Here is a 22,788-nt window from a genome sequence, read left to right on the forward strand (position 1 = left end):
CGCCCTCTAGCGGGCGGCGGCCGATCGTGTTTAGGTGCAGCTGACCGAGTTCTCAGGAACTTCTTATTGACAGTCGGCTCACGGGGGAGTGGTTCCGCATGCCCGGTGGCGGGTTCTGCAAGTTGCCGGGAGGCAGCGTGGTGGTGGCGATAGGACTGCCCAGTCCGGCCGGCGACGGCGCCACCGTGCGCTTCCTCGTCCACGCCGCGAACCGCGCCCGCGCCCTGACCAGGCTGCGAAACCTGGGCCTGCGGTCGGTTTATCTGCGGGGGAACGCCGAGCCGCCGACCGGGGACGAGATCACCGCCGTCCTCCACCACCCGGACGGCCTGCTGTGGAGGTCCACCCCGGGCGTCGCCCAGGAGCTGTGGCACCCGGCCAGGGCGCTGCCGAAGGCCCCGGCGGCCTGAGCCGGGGCCCTCGGGACGCGCCGATCCGGGTCAGGCGACGACCGGCTCGCCGGTGAGCTCGACGCCCGCCTCGCGGAGCTCGGCGAGCGCCCGGTCGGTGGTCTCGCGGGCGACGCCCGCCGTGAGGTCGAGCAGGACCCGGGTGCGGAAGCCCTCGCGGGCCGCGTCCAGGGCGGTGGCCCGCACGCAGTGGTCGGTGGCGATGCCGACCACGTCGACCTCGGTCACCTCCCGCTCGCGCAGCCACCCGGCCAGCGTCCCGCCGTTCTCGTCGCGCCCCTCGAAGCCGCTGTACGCGGCCTCGTAGGCGCCCTTGTCGAAGACGGCCTGCACCGCGCCGCCGGCGACCGCCGGGGCGAAGTTCGGGTGGAAGCCGACGCCCTCGGTGCCGGCCACGCAGTGCCGCGGCCAGGAGGTGACGTAGTCCGGCGCCTCACCGGCCGGGGCGAAGTGCGCTCCCGGGTCGATGTGGTGGTCGCGGGTGGCGACCACGTGCCGGTAGGCGGAGCCCGCCGCCTCGCCCACCAGCTCGGTGATGGCGGCGGCGACGTCCGCGCCGCCCGTCACCGCGAGGCTGCCGCCCTCGCAGAAGTCGTTCTGTACGTCCACGACGATCAATGCGCGGTGCATGGCGGGTGTCCTCGGGTGGTCGGGGCGGTGGGAGCGGTGCTCGAAGGTGGGGCTCGAAGGTGGTGCTCGAAGTGGGGCTCGAAGGTGGGGCCGAGCCTAGAGACTTCCCCTCAGGTCCGGGAGGGGAAGCCCCGGGCTCTGGACGTATCTCCAGATGTACGCGTCCGGCGCCCCGGCCGCACGCGGCGGGCGGCCGCTACGCGTACTCGGTCGGCAGCACCGGCTCGCCGCGCGACAGCTGGACGGCGGACATCGGCAGCCCGGCGCGGGCCGCGATGTGCCGGGTGCGGGCGGTCTCCAGCGGCTCCCTGCCCACCACCTCGCCGCCCTTGACCAGCTCGACCAGGAGCTGGTCGGCGGCGAGCGCGTCCGGGACGGGACCGGTGCCGACGACCTCGGCCTCGGCGACCCCGTGGGCGTCCTTGCGGCGCGCGGCCCACTTGCGGCCGCCGATGGACGCCTTGCCGCCCAGGGACTTCTTGGCGACCGGCACGAGGGGCGCCTTGGGGTCGGCCGACGCGGCACGGGCGACCAACTTGTAGACCATCGAGCAGGTCGGGTGGCCGCTGCCGGTGACCAGCTGGGTGCCGACGCCGTACGCGTCCACCGGCGCGGCGGCCAGCGAGGCGATGGCGTACTCGTCGAGGTCGGAGGTGACCACGATCTTGGTGTCCCGGGCGCCAAGATCGTCCAGCTGCGCCCGCACCCGGTGGGCGACGAGCAGCAGGTCGCCGGAGTCGATGCGGACGGCTCCGAGCTCGGGGCCGGCGAGCTCGACGGCGGTGCGGACCGCCTCGGCGACGTCGTAGGTGTCGACGAGGAGGGTGGTGCCCCGGCCCAGGCTGTCGACCTGGGCCCGGAAGGCGTCCCGCTCGGTGTCGTGCAGCAGGGTGAAGGCGTGGGCGGAGGTGCCGACGGTCGGGATGTTGTAGCGGAAGCCGGCGGCGAGGTCGGAGGTGGCCTCGAAGCCGCCGACGTAGGCGGCGCGGGAGGCGGCGACGGCGGCCAGCTCGTGGGTGCGGCGGGCGCCCATCTCGATGAGCCGCCGTCCGCCGGCCGCGGCCGACATCCGGGAGGCGGCCGCGGCGATCGCCGAGTCGTGGTTGAGGATCGAGAGGACGACCGTCTCCAGGAGCACGCACTCGGCGAAGGAGCCCTCGACGCGCAGCACGGGGGAGCCGGGGAAGTACACCTCGCCCTCGGGGTAGCCCCAGATGTCGCCGGAGAAGCGGTATCCGGCGAGCCACTCCAGGGTCGGCTCGTCGACGATCTCCCGCTCGCGCAGGAAGCCGAGGACGGCCGGGTCGAAGCGGAAGTTCTCGACGGCGTCCAGGACCCGGCCGACGCCCGCGAGGACGCCGTACCGCCGCCCCTCGGGCAGCCGCCGGGTGAACACCTCGAAGACGGAGTGCCGGTCGGCGGTGCCGGCCCTGAGGGCCGCCTGGAGCATGGTCAGCTCGTACTGGTCGGTGAAGAGCGCGGTCGACGGCACGTCCACCGGGAGCCCAAGGTCCGCAGCGTTCATGGGGACGATGCTAGCGCAGAAATCGTCAGTCTGACGAATACTCCTGTTCCGGTGCCCGTTTGTGCGACAGGGGGCCTCGGGTGGCAGCATGGGGTAAGTGAGCATCGCGCCTATCGAGATCGAACGGACCGAGTCGGCCGAGGAGGTCTCCGCGGTCGTCGAGCCCGACGTCCCCTGGGTCACCCTCGTGCACAACGACCCGGTGAACCTGATGAGCTATGTCAGTTACGTCTTCCAGGCGTACTTCGGCTACTCCAAGGACAAGGCGCACAAGCTGATGCTCGACGTGCACAACAAGGGCCGCGCGGTGGTCTCCAGCGGCACCCGCGAGGAGATGGAACGGGACGTGCAGGCGATGCACGGCTACGGCCTGTGGGCGACCCTCACCCAGGACCGCGGCTGATGGCCGGCCACTTCGAGACCGTGCCCGGCGGCGGAGCGGCCGTCGCACTCGACGAGGTCGAGGTCTCCATCCTGCGCTCCCTCGCCGTCCAGCTCCTGGAGCTGATCGGACCGGGCGACGAGCCCGGCGCGGACGCCGACCCGCTCGCCGCCCTCTTCGCCGAGGGCCCCAGCGAACCGCCCTCCGACCCCGCCCTGCGCCGGCTCTTCCCCGACGCGTACGGGGACGACACCGAGGAGCTGCGGGCGGCCGCGGCCGACTTCCGCCGCTACACCGAGAACGACCTGCGGGCCCGCAAGCGCGAGGACGCCCTCGCCGTGGTGCGCGCCCTGGACGGGATGGCCGGCGAGGGCCAGGAGGGGTCCGCGGTCCTGAAGCTGACCCCGGACGAGTCCCGCGCCTGGCTCGGCACCCTCAACGACCTCCGCCTCACCATCGCCACCCGCCTGGACATCACCGAGGACGAGGAGAGCGAGCGGCTCTACCGGCTGCCGGACAGCGATCCGCGCAAGCCGATGGTGATGGCGTACCTCTGGCTGGGGGCTCTTCAGGAGTCGTTGGTCGAGACGCTGATGTCCTGACGGACTCACGGGGTGTTCGCTCAGCGGACGCTCAAATCCGGATAACGAACTCGTTACCTGGGCGGGCACCTCGTCATCTTGAATCCCTTTTGTTCTCATTTTTTTGTGGCGTGCGCCACATTTTTCTCCGTCGATCGCCCCTCACCCCGTGATAGATCTTCACGACCGCTCGGGCACGCCACCCCTGTTCCCGAGGGCGCTCAGGCCGGCTGACCGCCGGTGGCACTCCATCCACATCCGGGGGGATCAGCATGGAGAAAGGCGCACCACCATGACCTCAGTGCGGGTCGACAAGCAGCACGACGGCAGTGAGGCCGCGGACTCCGCCTCCGGCGAGGGTTACCACCGGGCACTCGGCGCCCGCCAGATCCAGATGATCGCGATCGGCGGCGCCATCGGCACGGGCCTCTTCCTCGGAGCGGGCAAGGGCATCTCCAAGGCGGGCCCCAGCCTGATCCTCGCGTACGCCCTCGCGGGCCTCGTCATCTTCTTCATCATGCGGGCGCTCGGCGAGCTCCTCATGTACCGCCCCGTCTCCGGTTCCTTCTCGGAGTACGCGCGGGAGTTCCTCGGCCCCTTCGCGGGCTTCGTGACCGGCTGGACGTACTGGCTCTTCTGGGTCGTCACCGGCATCACCGAAGTCACCGCGGCGGCCACCTACATGACCTATTGGTGGGACATCCCGCAGTGGCTGTCCGCCCTGGTCTTCACGGTCGTCCTGTACGGCGCCAACCTGATCTCCGTGAAGCTCTTCGGCGAGCTGGAGTTCTGGTTCTCCATGGTCAAGGTCACCGCCATCGTCGGCATGATCCTGATCTGCGCCGGCATCCTCACCCTCGGCTTCTCCGACGCCGGTGACACCGCCTCGATCACCCACCTGTGGGACCTCGGCGGCTTCTTCGCCGGAGAGCACGGCATCGTCTCCACCCTCATGACCCTGCAGATGGTCATGTTCGCCTTCCTCGCGGTCGAGCTGGTCGGCGTCACCGCCGGCGAGTCGAAGGACCCGAAGACCGTCCTGCCCAAGGCCATCAACACCGTGCCGTGGCGCATCGCCGTCTTCTACGTCGGCGCGCTGATCATGATCCTGTCGGTCGTGCCGTGGACCGAGTTCCAGCCGGGCGTCTCGCCGTTCGTCGCCGCCTTCGAGAAGATGGGTCTCGGAGTGGGCGCCGCACTCGTGAACTTCGTCGTCCTGACCGCCGCCCTCTCCTCCTGCAACTCGGGCATGTACTCCACCGGCCGCATGCTGCGCGACCTCGCGCTCAACGGCCAGGGCCCGAAGCTCTTCACCCGGCTGACGAAGAGTGGCACCCCGCTCGTCGGCACCACCTTCTCCGCCGCGCTGATGATGGTCGGCGTCTGGATCAACTACCAGTGGCCCGGCGAGGCGTTCAACTACGTCGTCTCCTTCGCCACCATCTCCGGCATGTGGGCCTGGATCATGATCCTGTTCTGCCAGATCCGCTACCGCCGCATGGCCGACCGCGGGCTGCTGCCCCAGTCCTCCTTCAAGGCCCCCGGCGGCGTCTGGGCCAGCACCTTCGCCCTGATGTTCATCGCCGTGGTCATCGGCACCATGACCCTGGACGCCGGCAACCGCGTCGCCCTCTACGGCGCCCCCGTCTGGGGCCTCCTGCTGGCCGTCGCGTACCTGGTCCTCAAGGCCCGCAACCCCGAGGGCGCCGCCTTCGCCAAGCGCTCCTGACCAGCGCCGTCCCGGCATCCGGGCCGCTCCGTACCACTCCTCGGTACGGGGCGGCCCGTCTGCTTATCCTGTCGGCATGCTGACCCTCACCCGAGACCTGTACGACCGGATCGTGGAACACGCCCGGGCGGACCACCCCGACGAGGCCTGCGGCGTGGTCGCGGGCCCGGTCGGCTCCGGCCGCCCCGAGCGGTTCATCCCGATGCTCAACGCGGCGCGCTCGCCCACCTTCTACGAGTTCGACTCCGCCGACCTCCTCAAGCTCTACCGCGAGATGGACGACCGGGACGAGGAGCCCGTGATCATCTACCACTCGCACACGGCGACCGAGGCGTACCCCTCCCGCACCGACATCACCTACGCCAACGAGCCCGGCGCCCACTACGTCCTGGTCTCCACGGCCGACACCGACGCCGCCGGCCCCTTCCAGTTCCGCTCCTACACGATCGTCGACGGCGTCGTGACGGAGGAGGAGGTCAAGGTCGTGGAGGCGTACGAGTAGGAGTGCGAGGAGGAGTGCGAGGAGGCGTACGAGGAGGCGTACGGGGAGGCCCTCCGGGGGTCCTGTCCGACAGGCGGTCGGAAAGTATCCACCATCTGAGATCACATTCCGGAACCCGGACCGGGAATCGATACGATGAGCCCATGGTTTCCCACGACGTGAGCGAAGAGACTCCGGGCACGGTGCTGCTCGTGGCGCGCCTGCACGTCGACCTGTGCCGTGTCGCCGGCGCGATCTGTACGTCCCGCGCCGCGCTCTGATCAGACCGGCCGAGCGCACCTCACCGTACGACCCCCCTCCGCGCGGGGGCCCCAGCAGCGCGCCCACCACGTCACGCAAGAGTCCTTCCGACAGGAGCCCACGCCCATGGCCATCGAGGTCCGCATCCCGACCATCCTCCGCACCTACACCGACGGCGAGAAGGCCGTCGAGGGCAGCGGGACGACCCTCGCCGAGCTCTTCGCCGACCTGGAGACCCGCCACACCGGCATCGAGGCCCGCATCGTGGACGGCGGCAAGCTCCGCCGCTTCGTCAACGTCTACCTCAACGACGAGGACGTCCGCTTCCTGGACGGCATCGAGACGAAGCTGGCCGACGGCGACAGCGTCACGATCCTGCCGGCCGTCGCCGGCGGCATGGTCTGATCCGATGCGCTACGACTCCCCGCTGGCGGCGGTCGGCAACACGCCGCTCGTCCGCCTCCCCCGGCTCTCGCCCTCGGACGACGTCCGCGTCTGGGCGAAGCTGGAGGACCGCAACCCGACCGGCTCGGTCAAGGACCGCCCCGCGCTCCACATGATCGAGCAGGCGGAGAAGGACGGCCGGCTCACCCCCGGCTGCACCATCCTGGAGCCGACCAGCGGCAACACCGGCATCTCGCTGGCCATGGCCGCCAAGCTCAAGGGCTACCGCATCGTCTGCGTCATGCCCGAGAACACCAGCGAGGAGCGTCGGCAGCTGCTCGCCATGTGGGGCGCGGAGATCATCTCGTCCCCCGCGGCGGGCGGCTCCAACACGGCGGTGCGCGTCGCCAAGGAGCTCGCCGCGGAGAACCCGACCTGGGTGATGCTCTACCAGTACGGCAACGCGCACAACGCGGGCGCCCACTACGCCACCACGGGCCCGGAGATCCTCGCGGACCTCCCGTCCATCACCCACTTCGTGGCGGGCCTCGGCACGACCGGCACCCTCATGGGCGTCGGCCGCTACCTGCGCGAGCACAAGCCCGACGTCAAGATCGTCGCCGCGGAGCCCCGCTACGACGACCTCGTCTACGGCCTCCGCAACCTCGACGAGGGCTTCGTCCCCGAGCTGTACGACGCCTCCGTCCTCACCACCCGCTTCTCCGTCGGCTCCGCCGACGCCGTCACCCGCACCCGCGAACTCCTCCAGCAGGAGGGCATCTTCGCGGGCGTCTCCACCGGCGCGGCCCTCCACGCCGCGATCGGCATCGGCAACAAGGCCGTCAAGGCCGGCGAGCCCGCCGACATCGCCTTCGTCGTCGCCGACGGCGGCTGGAAGTACCTCTCGACGGGCCTCTACACGGCCGCGACGACGGAAGAGGCCATCGCCACGGTCCAGGGCCAGCTCTGGGCGTGACCCGCCCCGAGGTGTGCGGGGCGCCGTGCGGTGCGGGTTCGGACCGCTAACGCGCGAGATGGCGGACCTGGTCCCACACGACCGGGTCCGCCTCACCCACCCGCCGCCGGAACTCCCCGAGCGGCACGTCCCGAAGCTCGTCCGTCTCCAGAAAACTGGCCCGCCCCCGCGCGTCCCCCACCGCCCCCGGCGGCAGCGCGATGACCCCGGGCCGCTCGTCGTGGTACTTGCTGGTGATCTTCGCGACGAGCGCACTGTCCCGCCGTACGGACAGCACGAGACACGGCCGGTCCTTCGACCCGGGCCCGTCCTCGAAGGGCACCTCGGCCCACCAGATCTCCCGCGCCCGCGGCTCCCGCACGCCGGGCTTCCGCGCGGGCGGCCGGGTCCTCCCCGAAGGCCGTCCCGGCGGCCGGGTCCGTACGGACGACCGCGTCCTCCCACCCGCGACCGCCACCACCAGCGCGATCACCACGACCGCGACCAGCGCGGGCCACCACGACGTGTCCATACCCCATGACGTTACCGGCGCCGACCGGGCCGCGCCGCCGCGCCCCGCCGTCCATCCGAACCGGTGACAGAGCCCGTGAGTTGCCCCACAACGGGACGCCACGAAGGAGCGACGGGCCTCCGTGCGCCGTACTCTCGTCTGACCGCACGGCCTCCCCTCCCCTCTTCTGCGTGCCTGACCGCACCCGTCCACGGAGGTTCACGCTCCTATGAAGCTCACCGTCGTCGGCTGCTCCGGGTCGTTCCCGTCCGCGGAATCGGCCTGTTCGAGCTACCTCGTCGAGGCCGACGGCTTCCGGCTGCTCCTCGACATGGGCAACGGCGCCCTCGGCGAGCTGCAGCGCCACATCGGCCTGTACGACCTGGACGCGATCTTCCTCAGCCATCTCCACGCGGACCACTGCATCGACATGTGCGGCTACTTCGTCGCCCGCTACTACCGCCACGAGGGCGGCCGTTGCGACGCCCTCCCGGTGTACGCCCCCGAGGGCGCCGAGCAGCGCCTGACCACGGCGTACGCCGACACCCCCTCGCCGACCGCGATGAGCGAGGTCTTCGACTTCCGCACCCTGACCACCGGCAGCTTCGAGCTGGGCCCCTTCACGATCCGCACCGCGAAGGTGTGCCACCCGGTGGAGGCGTACGGCATCCGCGTCGAGCACGACGGCCGCGCCCTCGCGTACTCCGGCGACACCGGCGTCTGCGACGCCCTGCACGCGCTCGCCGACGGCGTGGACCTCTTCCTCTGCGAGGCGTCCTTCACCCACGGCAAGGAGGACATCCCGGAGCTCCACCTCAACGGCCGCGAGGCCGGCGCGCAGGCGGACCGGGCCCGGGTGGGCCGCCTCGTCCTCACCCACATCCCGCCGTGGACCGACGGCGAGCGCAACCTCGCGGACGCCCGAGAGGTGTACGAGGGCCCGGCGGAACTGGCGAAGGCGGGCGCGGTCTACGAGGTGTGAGGGGGCGCCGGCAGTGCCTGGAGGCGCAGGAACAGGGCGCGGGCCTCCTCGGCGCCGGGCCGCCGTCCCACGATCCCGTCGCGCACCGCGTAGAAGTGCCACTCCGGATTCCACGGCTCCTGCTCCGGACACAGCCCGGCAAAAGGAAATCGGCCCCCGGGACCGGAGTCCCGGGGGCCGATTTCCTGTCACGCCGTTTCTGTCACGCCGTACGGTGCGAGGCTCACGCCTTGGTGAGGTCCTCGACCTCCTCCTCGGGCTCGCGGCCCGGGGTGGGGAGGTTGAACTTGGTGATGGCGAAGCGGAAGAGCACGTAGTAGATGCCCGCGAAGACGAGGCCGATCGGGATGATCATCCACGGCTTGGTCGCGAGGCCCCAGTTCAGGAAGTAGTCGATCGCGCCGGCCGAGAAGCTGAAGCCGTGGTGCACGCCGAGGGCCCAGGTGACGGCCATCGCGACGGCGGTGAGGACCGCGTGGATCGCGTAGAGCACCGGGGCGATGAACATGAACGCGAACTCGATCGGCTCGGTGATGCCGGTGACGAAGGAGGTCAGCGCCAGGGAGATCATCATGCCGCCGACGACCTTGCGGCGCTCCGGGCGGGCGCAGTGCGTGATGGCGAGCGCGGCGGCCGGGAGGGCGAACATCATGATCGGGAAGAAGCCCGACATGAACTGGCCGGCGGTGGGGTCGCCGTGGAAGAAGCGCGGCAGGTCGCCGTGCCAGACGGCACCGGCGGAGTCCTTGAAGGAGCCGATCTCCTGCCAGGCGACCGTGTTGACGAACTGGTGCATGCCGATCGGCAGCAGACCGCGGTTGACGACACCGAAGATGCCCGCGCCGACGGCGCCCAGGCTGGTCATCCACTCGCCGAAGTCGGTGATGACGTTGCCGACCGGCTCCCAGACGAGGCCGAAGAAGACACCCATGATCGTGCCGACGAAGGCCATGATGATGGGGACGAGGCGTCGGCCGTTGAAGAAGCCGAGCCAGTCGACCAGCTTGGTCCGGTGGTAGCGCTGCCAGATCACGGCCGCCAGCAGACCCATGACGATGCCGCCGAGGACCTTGGGGTCGTTGTAGGTGGCGGCGACGTCCACACCGCCGTTCTCGGTGGTGTTCACCACGCCCTCGGTCACGGGGAACGCCGTGAGGACGTTCTTGTAGACGAGGAAGCCGACGAGCGCGGCGAGGGCGGTGGAGCCGTCGGCCTTCTTGGCGAAGCCGATGGCGATGCCGACGCAGAAGAGCAGCGGCAGGTTGGCGAAGACCGCGTCGCCGGCGGTCGCGAAGACCTTCGCGACCTTGATCCAGCCGAGGCCGTCCTTGCCGAAGACGTCGTCCTGGCCGAGACGGAGCAGAATACCCGCGGCCGGCAGCACGGCGATCGGCAGCTGCAGGCTGCGACCGACCTTCTGCAGGCCCTGGAACAGGCCGGATCCGCGCTTCTTCGCGGGAGCGGCGGCCTGGGCGGTGGCCGTACTCATCAACTTCCTCCAGTAGGCAAGGCGCCGCCAGAGGACAGTGATACGGGGGGACGGCGGCGTCTCGTGGAACGCGGTGGTCTGGACCGCGTGGTCTACACCAATGAGTGGTGTAGACCAGTTGTAGCACGTGAGACTTAGATAAGGAACCTGCGAATTTTCGGTGCGGCGCCATAGTGATGAAGGCGTGACAAAAGGCCCCCGGACCAGGAGGTCCAGGGGCCCTGTCGGCCTTCCGCGGAGGGCCCCGAAGGGCCCGGACGGGCGGGTCTACTTCACGTTCTCCCGCTCCAGCTCCTCCGCCAGCTCCTCGGGCTCGCGCCCCGGCGTCGGCAGGTTGAACCTGGTGATCGCGATCCGGAAGATCACGTAGTACACGACCGCGAAACAGAGGCCGATCGGGATGATCAGCCACGGCTTGGTCGCCAGATTCCAGTTGATCACGTAGTCGATCAGGCCCGCCGAGAAGCTGAAGCCGTCCTTCACGCCCAGCGCCCACGTCACCGCCATCGACACACCGGTCAGCAGCGCGTGGATGGCGTACAGCACCGGCGCGATGAAGAGGAACGAGTACTCGATCGGCTCGGTGATGCCCGTGACGAACGAGGTCAGCGCCACCGACAGCATCAGACCGCCGACCTCCTTCCGCCGGTGCGGCTTCGCGCAGTGCGTGATCGCCAGCGCCGCCGCCGGCAGTGCGAACATCATGATCGGGAAGAAACCGGTGGTGAACTGACCCGCGTTCGGGTCGCCCGCCAGGAACATCGTGATGTCGCCGTGCACCACCGTGCCGTCCGGCTTCGTGTACGAACCGAACTGGAACCAGATCGGCACGTTGAGGAACTGGTGCAGGCCGATGACGAGCAGCGCCCGGTTCGCCACCCCGAAGATGCCCGACCCCCACGCGCCGAGCCCGACCAGCCAGTCGCTGAAGCTCTCCAGGGCGTCACCGATCGGCGGCCACACCCACACGCACAGCGAGGCGAAGAGGATCCCGACGAAGGCCATGATGATCGGCACGAGCCGGCGGCCGTTGAAGAACCCGAGCCAGTCGACCAGCTTCGTACGGTGGTACCGCTGCCACAGATAGGCCGCCATCAGGCCCATGATGATGCCGCCGAAGACCCCCGGGTTCTGGTACGTGTACTCCGTGAAGGCCTCGTCCGGGGCGACGCAGCCGCCGCCGATGTCCCTCGTGCCCTCCGGGCAGGTCTTCGGGAACTGCCGCAGCACGTTGTAGTAGACGAGGAAGCCGACCACCGCGGCGAGCGCGGTCGAACCGTCCGCCTTCTTCGCCATGCCGATCGCGACACCGATGCAGAACAGCAGCGGCAGACCGAGACTGCCGTCGAGCAGCGCGCCGCCCGCGCCGGACATCACCTTGGCGACGTTGTCCCAGCCGAGGCCGTCGGCACCGAAGACGTCCGGCTGCCCGAGCCGGTTGATGATGCCCGCGGCGGGCAGCACGGCGATGGGCAGCTGCAGGCTGCGGCCCATCTTCTGCAGCCCCTGGAAGAAACCTCCCCACGAGATCTTCCTGGAGCCGGCTGCTGCGCTGTCGGTACTCATCGGCGACCTCCCTGTCCCGGAACAACCCGGGGCCGCGTCTCGTTGCACACTGGTGTAGACCACTTGCGGTAGGCTCCGGGAGCCCACTGAGGACAGGCCGCCGGTGATCGTCATCATTCGGCAGAACGGCGGCACTCGCGCGCGAAGTTGGGCCAACCGTGGGTTAACGTGACACAGCGGACCGTCGGTGCGCCGAGATTCGCGTATCCCGCGAACAGAGACGGACAGGGAGAAACACATGGCCAGCAAGGCTGAGAAGATCGTCGCCGGGCTCGGCGGCATCGACAACATCGAAGAGGTCGAGGGCTGCATCACCCGCCTGCGCACCGAGGTCGCCGACGCCGCCCTCGTCGACGACGCCGCCCTCAAGGCCGCCGGCGCCCACGGCGTCGTGAAGATGGGCACCGCCATCCAGGTCGTCATCGGCACCGACGCGGACCCGATCGCCGCCGAGATCGAAGACATGATGTGAGCAGCTGACACCAGCTGACGAGGGCCCGTTCCGGCAGGGGAACGGGCCCTCGTGCGCACCCCGGGACCGGTCGGTCCCTCCCCTCCAGGGGGCTAGGCTCGTCCCATGTCTCGCATCGACGGCCGTACCCCCGAACAGCTCCGCCCCGTCACCATCGAACGCGGCTGGAGCAAGCACGCCGAGGGCTCCGTCCTCATCTCCTTCGGCGACACCAAGGTCTTCTGCACCGCCTCCGTCACCGAGGGCGTCCCCCGCTGGCGCAAGGGCAGCGGCGAGGGCTGGGTCACCGGCGAGTACTCCATGCTCCCCCGCTCCACCAACACCCGCGGCGACCGCGAGTCCGTCCGCGGCAAGATCGGCGGCCGCACCCACGAGATCTCCCGCCTCATCGGCCGCTCCCTGCGCGCCGTCATCGACTACAAGGCGCTCGGCGAGAACACCATCGTCCTCGACTGCGACGTCCTCCAGGCCGACGGCGGCACCCGCACCGCCGCCATCACCGGCGCGTACGTCGCCCTCGCCGACGCCGTCGCCTGGGCGCAGAGCAAGCGCCTTGTGAAGCCCGGCCGCAAGCCCCTCACCGGCACGGTCTCCGCGGTCTCCGTCGGCATCGTCGGCGGCGTCCCGCTCCTCGACCTCTGCTACGAGGAGGACGTCCGCGCCGACACCGACATGAACGTCGTCTGCACCGGCGACGGCCGCTTCGTCGAGGTCCAGGGCACCGCCGAGGCCGAGCCCTTCGACCGCGCCGAGCTCAACGCCCTCCTCGACCTGGCCGCCGCCGGCTGCGCCGACCTGGCCGACCTCCAGCGCAAGGCGCTCGACGCCACGCTCTGAGCCGCCCCCTCGGAGGAACTCTCCCCTGGCGACCTGCGTCCTTTACGGCGAGGGCCGCGCGGCCGTACCGTGCGCCCCGTCGAACGTACGCAGCCAGGGGAGGACCCGAACCGTGAAGCGCCGCCGCACCATAGCCCTCACCGTCGCCACGGCGGCAGCAGTCGCCACCTTCCTGACGGGCTGCGGAGCCCTCGACAAGGCGATGGACTGCGTGAAGACCGCCGACGCGATCGCCACCTCGGTCGGCAAGCTCCAGCAGGCCGTCTCCAACGCCTCCAACGACGTCGCGCAGATCGAGGAGTCCCTGAACTCCATCTCCACGGAGCTCGGCAACCTCAAGGACACCACCGACAACGCCGACCTCTCCAAGGCGGTCGACGACCTGGCGAAGGGCGTCGAAACGGTCCGCACGGCGGTCAAGGACGGCGACGCGACCCCCGACATCACCCCGATCACCGACGCGGCCGGCGAGATCGGCAAGGTCTGCACCCCGTAGATACTGGGGGCATGACCGGACAGCGCCTGATCCTCGCCACCCGCAACGCGGGCAAGATCACCGAACTCCACGCGATCCTCGCCGACGCGGGCCTCGACCTCGAACTCGTCGGCGCGGACGCGTACCCCGAGATCCCCGACGTCAAGGAGACGGGCGTCACCTTCGCGGAGAACGCCCTCCTCAAGGCCCACGCCCTGGCCCGGGCGACGGGCCTCCCGGCGGTCGCCGACGACTCCGGCCTCTGCGTCGACGTCCTCAACGGCGCCCCCGGCATCTTCTCCGCCCGCTGGTCCGGCACCCACGGCGACGACAAGGCCAACCTGAACCTCCTCCTGGCCCAGCTCTCCGACATCCCCGACACCCACCGAGGCGCCCACTTCGCCTGCGCCGCGGCCCTGGCCCTCCCCGACGGCACGGAACGCGTCGTCGAAGGCCGCCTGGAAGGCACCCTCCGCCACGAGCCCGTGGGCACCAACGGCTTCGGCTACGACCCCATCCTCCAGCCGGCCGGCCACACCGTGACCTGCGCGGAACTGACCCCGGCGGAGAAGAACGCGATCAGCCACCGCGGCAAGGCGTTCCGGGCCCTGGTGCCGGTGGTGCGGGAGCTGCTGGGCTGACGCCCGAAAGAAACGGCCTGCGAATCAGACCTTTGATTCGCAGGCCGTTCATGGTGCGGCGGAAGGGATTCGAACCCTCAAGCCCGATCAAGGGCCACAGATCCTAAGTCTGCTGTGTCGGCCATTGCACCACCGCCGCGTGCACAGTCATGGTAGCGGGCGCTTGGCAGTGGATCGCGGGGTATTCCGCTGCTTCCTCCGTCACCATGTGTCCGTCATCGAGTGGCAGTTGGGGCACGGGTAGCGCAGGTTCTCCCTGCGGTTGTCGAGCCGGTTCCCGTCGATGTGGTCGGACGGCTACGCCGATCGCGCGCGGAATGCGGACGGGCCCGCGCCCCCGGTGCAGGGGTGCGGGCCTGTCGGCAAGGGCCTGGGCGGGTCAGATGCCGAGGTCGCGGATGATCTTGGCTACGTGGCCCGTCGCCTTGACGTTGTAGAAGGCGTGTTCGACCGTGCCCTTCTCGTCGACGACGATCGTGGAGCGGATGACGCCCGTCACGACCTTGCCGTAGAGCTTCTTCTCGCCGAAGGCGCCGTATGCCTCCAGGGTCGACTTGTCGGGGTCGCCGACCAGGGTGACCTTGAGGTTCTCCTTCTCGCGGAACTTCGCGAGCTTCTCCGGCTTGTCGGGGGAGACGCCGATGACGTCGTAGCCGGCGGCGGCCAGCACGTCGAGGTTGTCGGTGAAGTCGCAGGCCTGCTTGGTGCAGCCGGGGGTGAGGGCGGCCGGGTAGAAGTAGACGATGACCTTGCGGCCCTTGTGCTCCGCGAGGGAGACCTCGTTGCCGTCCGCGTCCGGCAGGGTGAAGGCGGGGGCGGTGTCGCCGGGCTGCAGTCGCTCGCTCATGGCTCGCTCTCCTCGGGGGTGTGCGCGTACGCGATGAGCCTAATGGGGGTCGGGGGCGGCCCCCGGACGCGGGAGCTGACAGACTGTCCATCAACGACCGGATCACGACTACGGAGGCAGCGCGGTGTCGGACGCCAGGACCCCTGCGCAGATCGAGGCGGACATCGTCCGCCGGCGCGAGCAACTCGCCGTCACGCTCGACGAGATCGGCATTCGGATGCATCCGAAGACGATCATCGGGGACGCCAAGGCCAGGGTCGCCTCGACCGTGGACGAGACCGCCGGACGGGCGTTCGTCGCCGTGAACCGTGTCGTCTCCGACGTGAAGGCACGTTTCACCGACGAGGAGGGCGCCCCGCGACTCGAGCGCGTCGTCCCGGCCGCCCTCGTGGCCGTCGCCGTCGTCGGACTGCTCCTGAGTTCGTCCCGGAAGCACAAGGGCTGAGCCGGGCCGGTAGGTTCGTTCCCGTGAGCGAGAACACCCACGACAAGCTGCCCATCCGGATGCTCCACGACCGGGTCCTGGTCCGCACCGACTCCCCGGAGGGGGAGCGGCGCTCCGGCGGCGGGATCCTGATCCCGGCGACCGCCGCGGTCGGCCGCCGCCTGGCCTGGGCCGAGGTGGTCGCGGTCGGGCAGAACGTCCGGACCGTCGAGATCGGCGACCGGGTGCTGTACGACCCCGAGGACCGGGCCGAGGTCGAGGTGCGGGGCGTCGCCTACGTACTGATGCGGGAGCGGGATCTGCACGCGGTGGCGGCGGACCGGTTCCAGAGCTCGGACTCGACCGGGCTGTACCTGTAGCGAGCGGCCGGTCGAAGGCCCTGGTGACCGTTGTCACCAGGGCCTTTGCCCGTTCTTTGCTAGGCTGGAGCCACCCCGACGAGACGCGCCGTACCGGGTCATCGGAAAAGACGACGCACCTTTCTGTTCCGTCTCGCGGAGGTGTCTCGTCATGGCCTGGGTTCTTCTCGTCGTCGCCGGTCTGCTCGAAGTCGGCTGGTCGATCGGGATGAAGTACACCGAGGGCTTCACCCGTCTCTGGCCCAGCGTCTTCACCGCGGCCGGGATCGTCGCCTCGATGATGCTGCTTTCGCAGGCCGCGAAGACCCTCCCCATCGGTACCGCCTACGGCGTCTGGGTCGGCATCGGCGCGGCCGGCGCGGCGGTGCTCGGCATGGTGGTGCTCGGCGAGCCGGCGACCGCCGCCCGGATCTTCTTCGTCTGTCTGCTGCTCGTCGCCGTGGTCGGGCTGAAGGCGACCTCCGGGCACTAACGGCCGGCGCGTCTTCCACCCTGGCGCTTCGCCGGTCCCGGGCCCGCCTCGCCCGTCTCGCCCGGCTCGTACCACTCCTCCTCCGCACCGTCCCCCGGCCCGTCCGGTGTCGGCGGTACGTCGGGGAGTTCGGCGCCCGGCATCAGCCGCAGGTCGAAGTCGCGTACGGGAGTGTCCGCGAGGGCCTCGCGGGTGAAGCGGGCCCAGATCTCGGCCGGGGGGCCGCCGCCGTTGACGCGGGGCAGGCCGAGCGCGCCGTACAGCGGCTCCTGGCCGCCGGACTCGGGGTCCTGGCCCATCAGGGCGACGACGGTGGCGAGTTCGGGGGTGTAGCCGGCGAACCAGGCCGCCTTGTCGTCCTCCGCCGTGCCCGTCTTGCCGGCCGCCGGGCGTCCGGCGGCCTGCGCGGCCGTGCCCGTACCGGACTCGACGACGCCCCGCAGCACCGCGGTCGTGGTGTCGGCGGCCTCGCGGCCCACGGCCTGCCGGGGCTCGGCGGCGGGCAGCGGCAGCGGCTCCCCGTCCCGGGAGAGCGCGGCGACGAGGGTGTGCTCGCCGCGCCGGCCGTGCGCGGCGAGCGTCGCGTACGCCTGGGCCATGTCGAGGACGCTGGCGGTGGCCGGGCCGAGCGCGATGGACGGGGAGGCGGTGAGGTCGGGGGTGGTGGCCGGCAGGCCGAGGGCGACGGCGGTGCGGCGCACGTGCGCGGGGCCGACGTCGACGGCCATCTGGGCGTAGACGGCGTTCACGGAGAGGTCGGTGGCGGCGGTCACGGGGATCTCGCCGTAGCTCTCGCCGTCCTCGTTGGCGGGGTCGTACGGCGTCCCCGGCCAGCCCTCGACGGGCCGCCGGTCGGTGCCGTCGTAGACGGTGTACGGGGTGATCGGCTCGCCGTACTGCGTCTGCGCGCCGCTCTGCACGGCGGCGGTGAAGACGAAGGGCTTGAAGGTGGAGCCGACCTGGTAGTCGCGGCGGGTGGCGTTGCTGACGTACTGCTCGGTGTAGTCGACGCCGCCGTAGAGGGCGACCACGTGGCCGGTGGCCGGTTCGACGGCGACGGCCCCGGCCCGTACGTACCGGTCGGCGGGGTTCGCGGCCGGGTCGAGGCGGTGGGTGACGCGGTCCTCGACGGCGCGGACGAGCGCGGCCTGGCGGGCGGGGTCGAGGGTGGTGACGATCCGGAAGCCGCCGCCGGCGAGGGTCTTCTCGTCGACGATCCCGCGGCCGGTGAGGTACTCCTCGACGGCCTGCACGAGGTAGCCGCGCTGGCCGGAGAGGCCGGTGGCGGGACGGGCGGTCCGCGGGTCGGGGAAGCGGAGGGCGGCGCGCTCGCGGGCGGTGAGCCAGCCTTCCTTGACCATGCCGTCGAGGACGTACGCCCAGCGGGCGAGGACGGCGGGGCGGTTCTCGGGGTGGGTGGTGACGTCGTAGGCGCTGGGGGCCTTGAGGAGGGCGGCGAGGTAGGCGCCCTCGGCGGTGCCGAGGCGGGCGGCGTCCTTGCCGTAGTAGGCGTGCGCGGCGGCCTGGATGCCGTAGGCGTTGCGGCCGAAGTAGCTGGTGTTGAGGTAGCCCTGGAGGATCTCGTCCTTGGTCTTCTCGCGCTCCAGCTTGATCGCGATGAAGAACTCCTTGGCCTTGCGGGTGAGGGTCTGCTCCTGGCCCAGGTAGTAGTTCTTCACGTACTGCTGGGTGATGGTGGAGCCGGACTGGCGGCCCTTGCCGGTGACGGTGTTCCAGGCGGCGCGGACCATGGCCTTGGGGTCGACCGCGCGGGAGGTGTGGAAGTCGCGGTCCTCGGCGGCGAGGACGGCCTGCCGGACGGTCGGCGGGATCCGGTCGAGGCGCACGTTCTCCCGGTTCACCTCGCCGTCGCGGGCGAGGACGGTGCCGTCGCGGTAGAGGTACAGGTTGGACTGGGCGACGGCGGCGGCGTTGGCGGCCGGGATGGACACCAGCAGGTACCCGGCCGTGAAGGCCCCGGCGAGGAGCAGCCCGCCGAGCAGGGACAGCCAGAGGACGGCGCGCAGGAGCCGGCGGGGGAGCGGGACGCGGGGGCGCGCGCCGGCGCGCGGGGCGGGGAGGGTGGGGTCCCTCGGTGCCCAGCCCGGATCGTCCGGTGGCGGCGCGGCGGGCGAAGCGGAACGCACAGAAGGGGACATGGCACCACATAGTGCACATAAAGCGGGCGAAACTCCCGAAGGTGGGGGGTGGGGGAGCGGAAATCGCCCGGGAAAACCGCTCGCGGTGGGGTGCGGGGGCCACTAGGGTCGTGCGCTTCGTCCTCTTTCGATCTTTGACGTCCCACATACCTGCATCCCCGAATCCCTGATCCCCCTCACCGGAAGGGAAGCTCCATGCTGCGGCTGTACGCGACCGTGGCCGCGGGTGGCTTCCGGCGGCACGCCACCTACCGGGTGGCCACGCTGGCGGGCCTCTTCACCAACACGGTCTTCGGTTTCGTCTTCTCGTACACCTACATCGCCCTGTGGGCCGAACGGCCCGCGCTCGGCGGCTACTCCATGGCCGACGCCCTCGCCTACGTCTGGATCGGCCAGGCCCTCATCACCGTCTGCGGCATGATGGGCGGCGGCTTCGAGGACGAGCTGATCGAACGGATCAGGACCGGCGACATCGCCGTCGACCTCTACCGCCCCGCCGACCTCCAGGCCTGGTGGTGCGCGGCCAACGCGGGCCGCGCCGCCTACCAGCTGCTCGGCCGCGGCGCCGTCCCGCTGCTGATCGGCGCGTTCGCCTTCGGGTTCACCCTTCCGGCCGATCCGGCCGGCTGGGCCGCCTTCCTGCTCGCCGTGGCCCTCGGCTCGTTCGTGTCGTTCGCGCTCTGGTACCTGGTCGCGATGAGCGCGTTCTGGCTGCTCGACGGGCAGGGCGTGGTCCAGGCGGCCTGGCTGACCGGCCTGTTCTTCTCCGGGATGCTGCTCCCGCTGAACGTCTTCCCCGGCGCCCTCGGCGAGCTGGCCCGCACGCTGCCGTGGGCGGCCCTGCTCCAGGTCCCGGCGGACGTCTACCTCGGCCGGTACGGGGACGGCTGGGGCCTCCTCCGCGCGTACGGCTTCCAGCTCGGCTGGCTCGCGCTGCTCCTCGCGGCGGGGCGGACGGCGCAGGCGGCGGCGACGCGGAAGGTGGTGGTGCAGGGTGGGTGAGCCGCTGCGTACGGACGAGGCCCACGGCTCGGGCGCGGCGGAGGTCCTGCGGACGTACCGCCTGGTCGCCGCCATGTGGATCCGGTCCACGATGACGTACCGGACCTCCTTCGTCCTGACCCTCGTGACGTCCTTCTGCGTCACCTTCTTCGACTTCGTCGTGATCCTGCTGATGTTCGGGCAGGTCCAGGGCCTCGGCGGCTTCTCCTTCGCGGAGGTCGCCTTCCTGTACGGCACCACCGGCACCGCCTTCGGGCTCGCCGACCTGACGCTGGGCTCGCTGCAGCGGATGGGGCGCCGGATCAGGGACGGCTCGCTCGACGTGTTCCTGCTGCGGCCGGTGCCGCTGCTCGCGCAGGTCGCGGCGGACAAGTTCGCGCTGCGGCGGCTCGGCCGGGTGCTCCAGGGGCTGATGGTGCTGGTGTGGAGCCTGGTGCTGCTGCGCGACGAGGTGGCGTGGTCGTGGGGGACGGCCCTGATGGTGCCCGGGATGGTGGCCTGCGGGGCGGTGATCTTCATGGCGGTGATGGTGCTCGGCGCGTCCGCGCTGTTCTGGCTCCAGGACGCCGCCGAGGTCACCAACTCGTTCACGTACGGCGGGAACACGCTGCTCCAGTACCCGCCGACGGTCTTCGCGCAGGACCTGGTGAAGGGCGTGGTGTTCGTGGTCCCGCTGGCCTTCGTGAACTGGCTGCCCGCCCTGTACGTCCTCGGGCGCCCCGCCCCGGCCGGGGTGCCGTCCTGGGCGGCCTTCGCCTCCCCGCTCGTCGCCCTGGTCTGCTGCGCGGTCGCGGGCCTCGCGTGGCGGGCGGGCGTCCGCTCGTACCGATCGACAGGAAGCTGAGGACCCGCCATGGGAGTACCGCTGATCGAACTCGACGGCCTGGAGAAGACCTTCACCGTCCGCCGCAAGACGGGCCTGCTGAGGCGGGAGCGGCGGGAGGTCCGGGCCGTCGACGGCATCTCCTTCACCGTGGACCGGGGCGAGATGGTCGGCTACATCGGCCCGAACGGCGCCGGGAAGTCCACCACGATCAAGATGCTGACCGGCATCCTCACCCCCAGCGGCGGCCGCCTCCGCGTCGCCGGCATCGACCCTTCCCCAAGTGCTCGGCTTCGCTCGAACAGGGGAGGCCCCTATCGCGAGCGCACCCGCCTGGCCCGCCGCATCGGCGTCGTCTTCGGGCAGCGCACCACCCTCTGGTGGGACCTGCCGCTGCGGGACTCGTACCGCCTGGTCCACCGCATGTACCGGATCCCGGACGACCGCTACCGCGAGAACCTCGCCCGCTGCGTGGACCTCCTCGACCTCGGCGACCTGCTCGACGTCCCGGTCCGCCAGCTCTCCCTCGGCCAGCGGATGCGCGGCGACATCGCCGCCGCGCTCCTCCACGACCCGGAGGTGCTGTACCTGGACGAGCCGACGATCGGCCTCGACGTCGTCTCGAAGTCCCGCGTCCGCGGCTTCCTCCGCGAACTGAACGCGACGCGCGGCACGACCGTCCTCCTCACCACCCACGACCTCACCGACATCGAACAGCTCTGCTCGCGGGTCATGGTCATCGACCACGGGCGGCTGATGTACGACGGCGATCTCACCGGCCTGCACGAGGCCGGCGACGGCGAACGCATGCTCGTCGTCGACCTGGCGCGCGACCTCCCGCCGATCGAGGACGTGCCCGGCGCCCGCTTCGTACGGGCCGAAGGGCCGCGCCAGTACCTCGCCTTCCCGGCCGCCGCGTCGGCCGCGCCCCTGGTGGCGGCGGTGGCGGCGGCGTACCCGCTGGTCGACCTCTCGGTGCGGGAACCGGACATCGAGTCCGTCATCGCGAAGATGTACGGGGGAGCGTCCGGGGAACTCACGAGGAGCGCCGGGAGTCCCTGAGATGAGTCCCTGAGACGGGGATGTGAGGAGGTCTGGCGGATGGTGAGCTTCACGTACACGGCGGCGGACGAGGAACGGAACCGCGGCGTCCGCCGCATGAAGGCCCTGGCGACGGCGCTGCTGGCGCTCGTCGCGGTCGTCTACGCCCTGGCGACCTGGGCGGAGAACGCGGGCGCGGGCGCCTGGGCGGGCTACGTCGCCGCGGCGGCCGAGGCCGGCATGGTCGGCGCGCTCGCGGACTGGTTCGCGGTGACGGCCCTCTTCCGCCACCCGCTGGGCCTCCCCATCCCGCACACCGCGATCATCCCCACCAAGAAGGACCAGCTGGGCGCCTCGCTGGGCTCCTTCGTCGGCGAGAACTTCCTCTCCGCGGACGTCGTACGGGGCCGCCTGCGCGCCCTGGGCGTCGCCCGCCGCCTCGGCGGCTGGCTCGCGGAACCGGCACACGCCGACCGCGTCACGGAGGAGCTCTCGACGGCCCTCCGGGGCGCCCTCACCGTCCTCAGGGACGCGGACGTGCAGGCGGTGGTCGGCGAGGCGATCACCCGGCGCGCCGAACAGGCGGAGATCGCACCGGGCGTCGGCAAGACCCTCGAACACATGGTCGCGGACGGCGCCCACCGCCGCGCCGTCGACCTGGTCTGCACCCGCGCCCACGACTGGCTCGTCACCCACGGCGACTCGGTCATGGACGCCGTCCAGGGCGGCGCGCCCGGCTGGACCCCCCGCTTCGTCGACCGCAAGGTCGGCGAACGCGTCTACAAGGAGCTCCTCCGCTTCGTCACGGAGATGCGCGACATGCCGGCGCACCCCGCCCGGGGCGCCATCGACCGCTTCCTCACCGACTTCGCCGCCGACCTCCAGGCCGACACGGACACCCGCGCCCGCGTCGAACGCCTCAAGTCCGACCTCCTCGCCCGCCCCGAGGTCCAGGACGTCATCGCCTCGGCCTGGGCCTCCGTCCGCGCCCTCATCATCGCCGCCGCCGAGGACGACCAGAGCCAGCTCCGCCTCCGCGCCCGCGCCTCCCTGATCTCCCTGGGCAAACGCCTCGCCTCGGACCCCCGCCTCCAGCAGAAGGTCGACACCTGGCTGGAGACGGCCACCATCCACCTGGTCACCACCTACCGCCCCGAGATCACCTCCCTGATCACGGACACGGTCGCCGGCTGGGACGCCGACCAGACCTCCAAGAAGATCGAGGCCAACATCGGCCGAGACCTCCAGTTCATCCGCATCAACGGCACGGTGGTAGGCGCCCTGGCGGGCCTCCTGATCTACACGATCAGCCACGCCCTGGGCGGGTGA

Annotated in this window: 27 protein-coding genes, 1 tRNA gene, 1 pseudogene and 1 riboswitch; of the genes and pseudogenes, 20 read left to right on the plus strand and 9 right to left on the minus strand. The window is 70.9% G+C overall.

All coding sequences use genetic code 11. From position 1 onward, the window contains the following. Positions 1 to 98 precede the first annotated feature (98 nt). Positions 99 to 410: a hypothetical protein gene (locus tag HHL19_RS00385; RefSeq protein WP_169084363.1), complete on the plus strand. Its 312-nt coding sequence runs from the start codon at positions 99 to 101 to the stop codon at positions 408 to 410. A gap of 30 nt (positions 411 to 440) precedes the next feature. Here the strand turns inward: HHL19_RS00385 and HHL19_RS00390 are convergent, their stop codons facing one another. Further along, entirely contained in the window at positions 441 to 1,040 is a 600-nt protein-coding gene (locus HHL19_RS00390; protein WP_169084365.1) for a nicotinamidase, read from the minus strand. Between the two features lie 196 nt (positions 1,041 to 1,236). Beyond that, entirely contained in the window at positions 1,237 to 2,565 is a 1,329-nt protein-coding gene (locus tag HHL19_RS00395) for a nicotinate phosphoribosyltransferase (RefSeq protein ID WP_169084367.1), read from the minus strand. 97 nt (positions 2,566 to 2,662) lie between these two features. Here HHL19_RS00395 and clpS point away from each other — a divergent pair, with 97 nt between their 5' ends. From clpS to HHL19_RS00425, 7 genes are all read left to right on the plus strand, one after another. Continuing rightward, complete coding sequence (gene clpS / locus HHL19_RS00400; protein ID WP_169084369.1) at positions 2,663 to 2,968, plus strand: ATP-dependent Clp protease adapter ClpS; 306 nt, start codon at positions 2,663 to 2,665, stop codon at positions 2,966 to 2,968. Further along, a complete protein-coding gene (locus HHL19_RS00405; RefSeq protein ID WP_169084371.1) occupies positions 2,968 to 3,549 on the plus strand; it encodes a DUF2017 domain-containing protein in 582 nt (193 codons plus the stop codon). The genes clpS and HHL19_RS00405 overlap by 1 nt, the downstream gene beginning before the upstream one ends. 271 nt (positions 3,550 to 3,820) lie before the next feature. Beyond that, on the plus strand, positions 3,821 to 5,257 hold the full coding sequence (locus HHL19_RS00410) for an amino acid permease (protein WP_169084373.1): 1,437 nt from the start codon (positions 3,821 to 3,823) through the stop codon (positions 5,255 to 5,257). A gap of 76 nt (positions 5,258 to 5,333) precedes the next feature. Beyond that, complete coding sequence (locus HHL19_RS00415; RefSeq protein WP_169084374.1) at positions 5,334 to 5,759, plus strand: M67 family metallopeptidase; 426 nt, start codon at positions 5,334 to 5,336, stop codon at positions 5,757 to 5,759. Between the two features lie 143 nt (positions 5,760 to 5,902). After that, the gene (locus HHL19_RS38375; RefSeq protein ID WP_346768217.1) at positions 5,903 to 6,019 is read left to right on the plus strand and encodes a putative leader peptide; all 117 of its coding nucleotides are present in this window, start codon (positions 5,903 to 5,905) and stop codon (positions 6,017 to 6,019) included. A 106-nt stretch (positions 6,020 to 6,125) separates the two neighbouring features. Further along, the gene (locus tag HHL19_RS00420) at positions 6,126 to 6,404 is read left to right on the plus strand and encodes a MoaD/ThiS family protein (RefSeq protein WP_169084376.1); all 279 of its coding nucleotides are present in this window, start codon (positions 6,126 to 6,128) and stop codon (positions 6,402 to 6,404) included. Between the two features lie 4 nt (positions 6,405 to 6,408). After that, positions 6,409 to 7,359, plus strand: coding sequence for a cysteine synthase (locus HHL19_RS00425; protein ID WP_169084377.1), 951 nt, complete (start codon positions 6,409 to 6,411; stop codon positions 7,357 to 7,359). A 46-nt stretch (positions 7,360 to 7,405) separates the two neighbouring features. On the opposite strand, the gene HHL19_RS00430 is transcribed toward HHL19_RS00425, so the two are convergent. Beyond that, positions 7,406 to 7,870 (minus strand): type II toxin-antitoxin system PemK/MazF family toxin, encoded by a 465-nt coding sequence (locus tag HHL19_RS00430; RefSeq protein WP_169084379.1) that lies wholly within the window; start codon positions 7,868 to 7,870, stop codon positions 7,406 to 7,408. 208 nt (positions 7,871 to 8,078) lie between these two features. On the opposite strand from HHL19_RS00430, the gene HHL19_RS00435 reads away from it, so the two are divergent. Next, positions 8,079 to 8,831, plus strand: coding sequence for an MBL fold metallo-hydrolase (locus HHL19_RS00435; protein ID WP_169084381.1), 753 nt, complete (start codon positions 8,079 to 8,081; stop codon positions 8,829 to 8,831). A 223-nt stretch (positions 8,832 to 9,054) separates the two neighbouring features. On the opposite strand, the gene HHL19_RS00440 is transcribed toward HHL19_RS00435, so the two are convergent. Together HHL19_RS00440 and HHL19_RS00445 are read right to left on the minus strand one after the other, a co-directional pair. Further along, positions 9,055 to 10,320, minus strand: a complete 1,266-nt coding sequence (locus HHL19_RS00440) for a PTS transporter subunit EIIC (RefSeq protein ID WP_169084383.1) — start codon at positions 10,318 to 10,320, stop codon at positions 9,055 to 9,057. 267 nt (positions 10,321 to 10,587) lie between these two features. Beyond that, the gene (locus HHL19_RS00445; RefSeq protein ID WP_169084384.1) at positions 10,588 to 11,886 is read right to left on the minus strand and encodes a PTS transporter subunit EIIC; all 1,299 of its coding nucleotides are present in this window, start codon (positions 11,884 to 11,886) and stop codon (positions 10,588 to 10,590) included. A gap of 205 nt (positions 11,887 to 12,091) precedes the next feature. Here HHL19_RS00445 and HHL19_RS00450 point away from each other — a divergent pair, with 205 nt between their 5' ends. The 4 genes from HHL19_RS00450 (at position 12,092) to rdgB (ending at position 14,311) form a co-directional block, all read left to right on the plus strand. Continuing rightward, positions 12,092 to 12,358, plus strand: a complete 267-nt coding sequence (locus HHL19_RS00450; RefSeq protein ID WP_346768255.1) for a glucose PTS transporter subunit EIIB — start codon at positions 12,092 to 12,094, stop codon at positions 12,356 to 12,358. Between the two features lie 105 nt (positions 12,359 to 12,463). Further along, positions 12,464 to 13,195 (plus strand): ribonuclease PH, encoded by a 732-nt coding sequence (gene rph, locus HHL19_RS00455; protein ID WP_169084388.1) that lies wholly within the window; start codon positions 12,464 to 12,466, stop codon positions 13,193 to 13,195. 130 nt (positions 13,196 to 13,325) lie between these two features. Next, positions 13,326 to 13,691, plus strand: a complete 366-nt coding sequence (locus HHL19_RS00460; RefSeq protein WP_346768256.1) for a hypothetical protein — start codon at positions 13,326 to 13,328, stop codon at positions 13,689 to 13,691. Between the two features lie 11 nt (positions 13,692 to 13,702). Further along, positions 13,703 to 14,311, plus strand: a complete 609-nt coding sequence (gene rdgB, locus HHL19_RS00465; RefSeq protein WP_169084392.1) for an RdgB/HAM1 family non-canonical purine NTP pyrophosphatase — start codon at positions 13,703 to 13,705, stop codon at positions 14,309 to 14,311. A gap of 51 nt (positions 14,312 to 14,362) precedes the next feature. On the opposite strand, the gene HHL19_RS00470 is transcribed toward rdgB, so the two are convergent. From HHL19_RS00470 to bcp, 3 genes and pseudogenes are all read right to left on the minus strand, one after another. Further along, positions 14,363 to 14,450, minus strand: a tRNA-Leu gene (locus HHL19_RS00470). 62 nt (positions 14,451 to 14,512) lie between these two features. Beyond that, positions 14,513 to 14,602: pseudogene (locus HHL19_RS38380) on the minus strand (HNH endonuclease); the annotation flags it as partial. An 88-nt stretch (positions 14,603 to 14,690) separates the two neighbouring features. Continuing rightward, positions 14,691 to 15,158 carry a thioredoxin-dependent thiol peroxidase gene (gene bcp / locus HHL19_RS00480; protein ID WP_169084394.1) on the minus strand — a complete coding sequence of 156 codons (468 nt, stop codon included), beginning with the start codon at positions 15,156 to 15,158 and terminating at the stop codon, positions 14,691 to 14,693. A gap of 124 nt (positions 15,159 to 15,282) precedes the next feature. Between bcp and HHL19_RS00485 the strand changes: the two genes are divergently transcribed. The 3 genes from HHL19_RS00485 (at position 15,283) to HHL19_RS00495 (ending at position 16,434) form a co-directional block, all read left to right on the plus strand. Next, complete coding sequence (locus tag HHL19_RS00485; RefSeq protein ID WP_169084396.1) at positions 15,283 to 15,603, plus strand: DUF3618 domain-containing protein; 321 nt, start codon at positions 15,283 to 15,285, stop codon at positions 15,601 to 15,603. Positions 15,604 to 15,626: 23 nt separating this feature from the next. Then, the gene (locus HHL19_RS00490) at positions 15,627 to 15,962 is read left to right on the plus strand and encodes a co-chaperone GroES (protein WP_031011657.1); all 336 of its coding nucleotides are present in this window, start codon (positions 15,627 to 15,629) and stop codon (positions 15,960 to 15,962) included. A gap of 57 nt (positions 15,963 to 16,019) precedes the next feature. Continuing rightward, positions 16,020 to 16,082: riboswitch (guanidine-III (ykkC-III) riboswitch) on the plus strand. A gap of 31 nt (positions 16,083 to 16,113) precedes the next feature. Then, on the plus strand, positions 16,114 to 16,434 hold the full coding sequence (locus HHL19_RS00495; protein WP_169084398.1) for a multidrug efflux SMR transporter: 321 nt from the start codon (positions 16,114 to 16,116) through the stop codon (positions 16,432 to 16,434). Here the strand turns inward: HHL19_RS00495 and HHL19_RS00500 are convergent. Then, on the minus strand, positions 16,431 to 18,593 hold the full coding sequence (locus tag HHL19_RS00500; RefSeq protein ID WP_169084400.1) for a transglycosylase domain-containing protein: 2,163 nt from the start codon (positions 18,591 to 18,593) through the stop codon (positions 16,431 to 16,433). The two genes, HHL19_RS00495 and HHL19_RS00500, sit on opposite strands and share 4 nt — an antisense overlap. 198 nt (positions 18,594 to 18,791) lie before the next feature. On the opposite strand from HHL19_RS00500, the gene HHL19_RS00505 reads away from it, so the two are divergent. The 4 genes from HHL19_RS00505 (at position 18,792) to HHL19_RS00520 (ending at position 22,788) form a co-directional block, all read left to right on the plus strand. Then, positions 18,792 to 19,595, plus strand: a complete 804-nt coding sequence (locus tag HHL19_RS00505) for an ABC-2 family transporter protein (RefSeq protein WP_169086152.1) — start codon at positions 18,792 to 18,794, stop codon at positions 19,593 to 19,595. Between the two features lie 73 nt (positions 19,596 to 19,668). Then, a complete protein-coding gene (locus HHL19_RS00510; protein WP_169086154.1) occupies positions 19,669 to 20,439 on the plus strand; it encodes an ABC transporter permease in 771 nt (256 codons plus the stop codon). A 9-nt stretch (positions 20,440 to 20,448) separates the two neighbouring features. Then, positions 20,449 to 21,480: an ATP-binding cassette domain-containing protein gene (locus HHL19_RS00515; RefSeq protein ID WP_169084402.1), complete on the plus strand. Its 1,032-nt coding sequence runs from the start codon at positions 20,449 to 20,451 to the stop codon at positions 21,478 to 21,480. A gap of 39 nt (positions 21,481 to 21,519) precedes the next feature. Next, positions 21,520 to 22,788 (plus strand): DUF445 domain-containing protein, encoded by a 1,269-nt coding sequence (locus HHL19_RS00520; protein WP_169084404.1) that lies wholly within the window; start codon positions 21,520 to 21,522, stop codon positions 22,786 to 22,788.

Origin of the sequence: Streptomyces sp. R302, from assembly GCF_012927245.1 — a bacterium.
Taxonomy (GTDB): domain Bacteria; phylum Actinomycetota; class Actinomycetes; order Streptomycetales; family Streptomycetaceae; genus Streptomyces.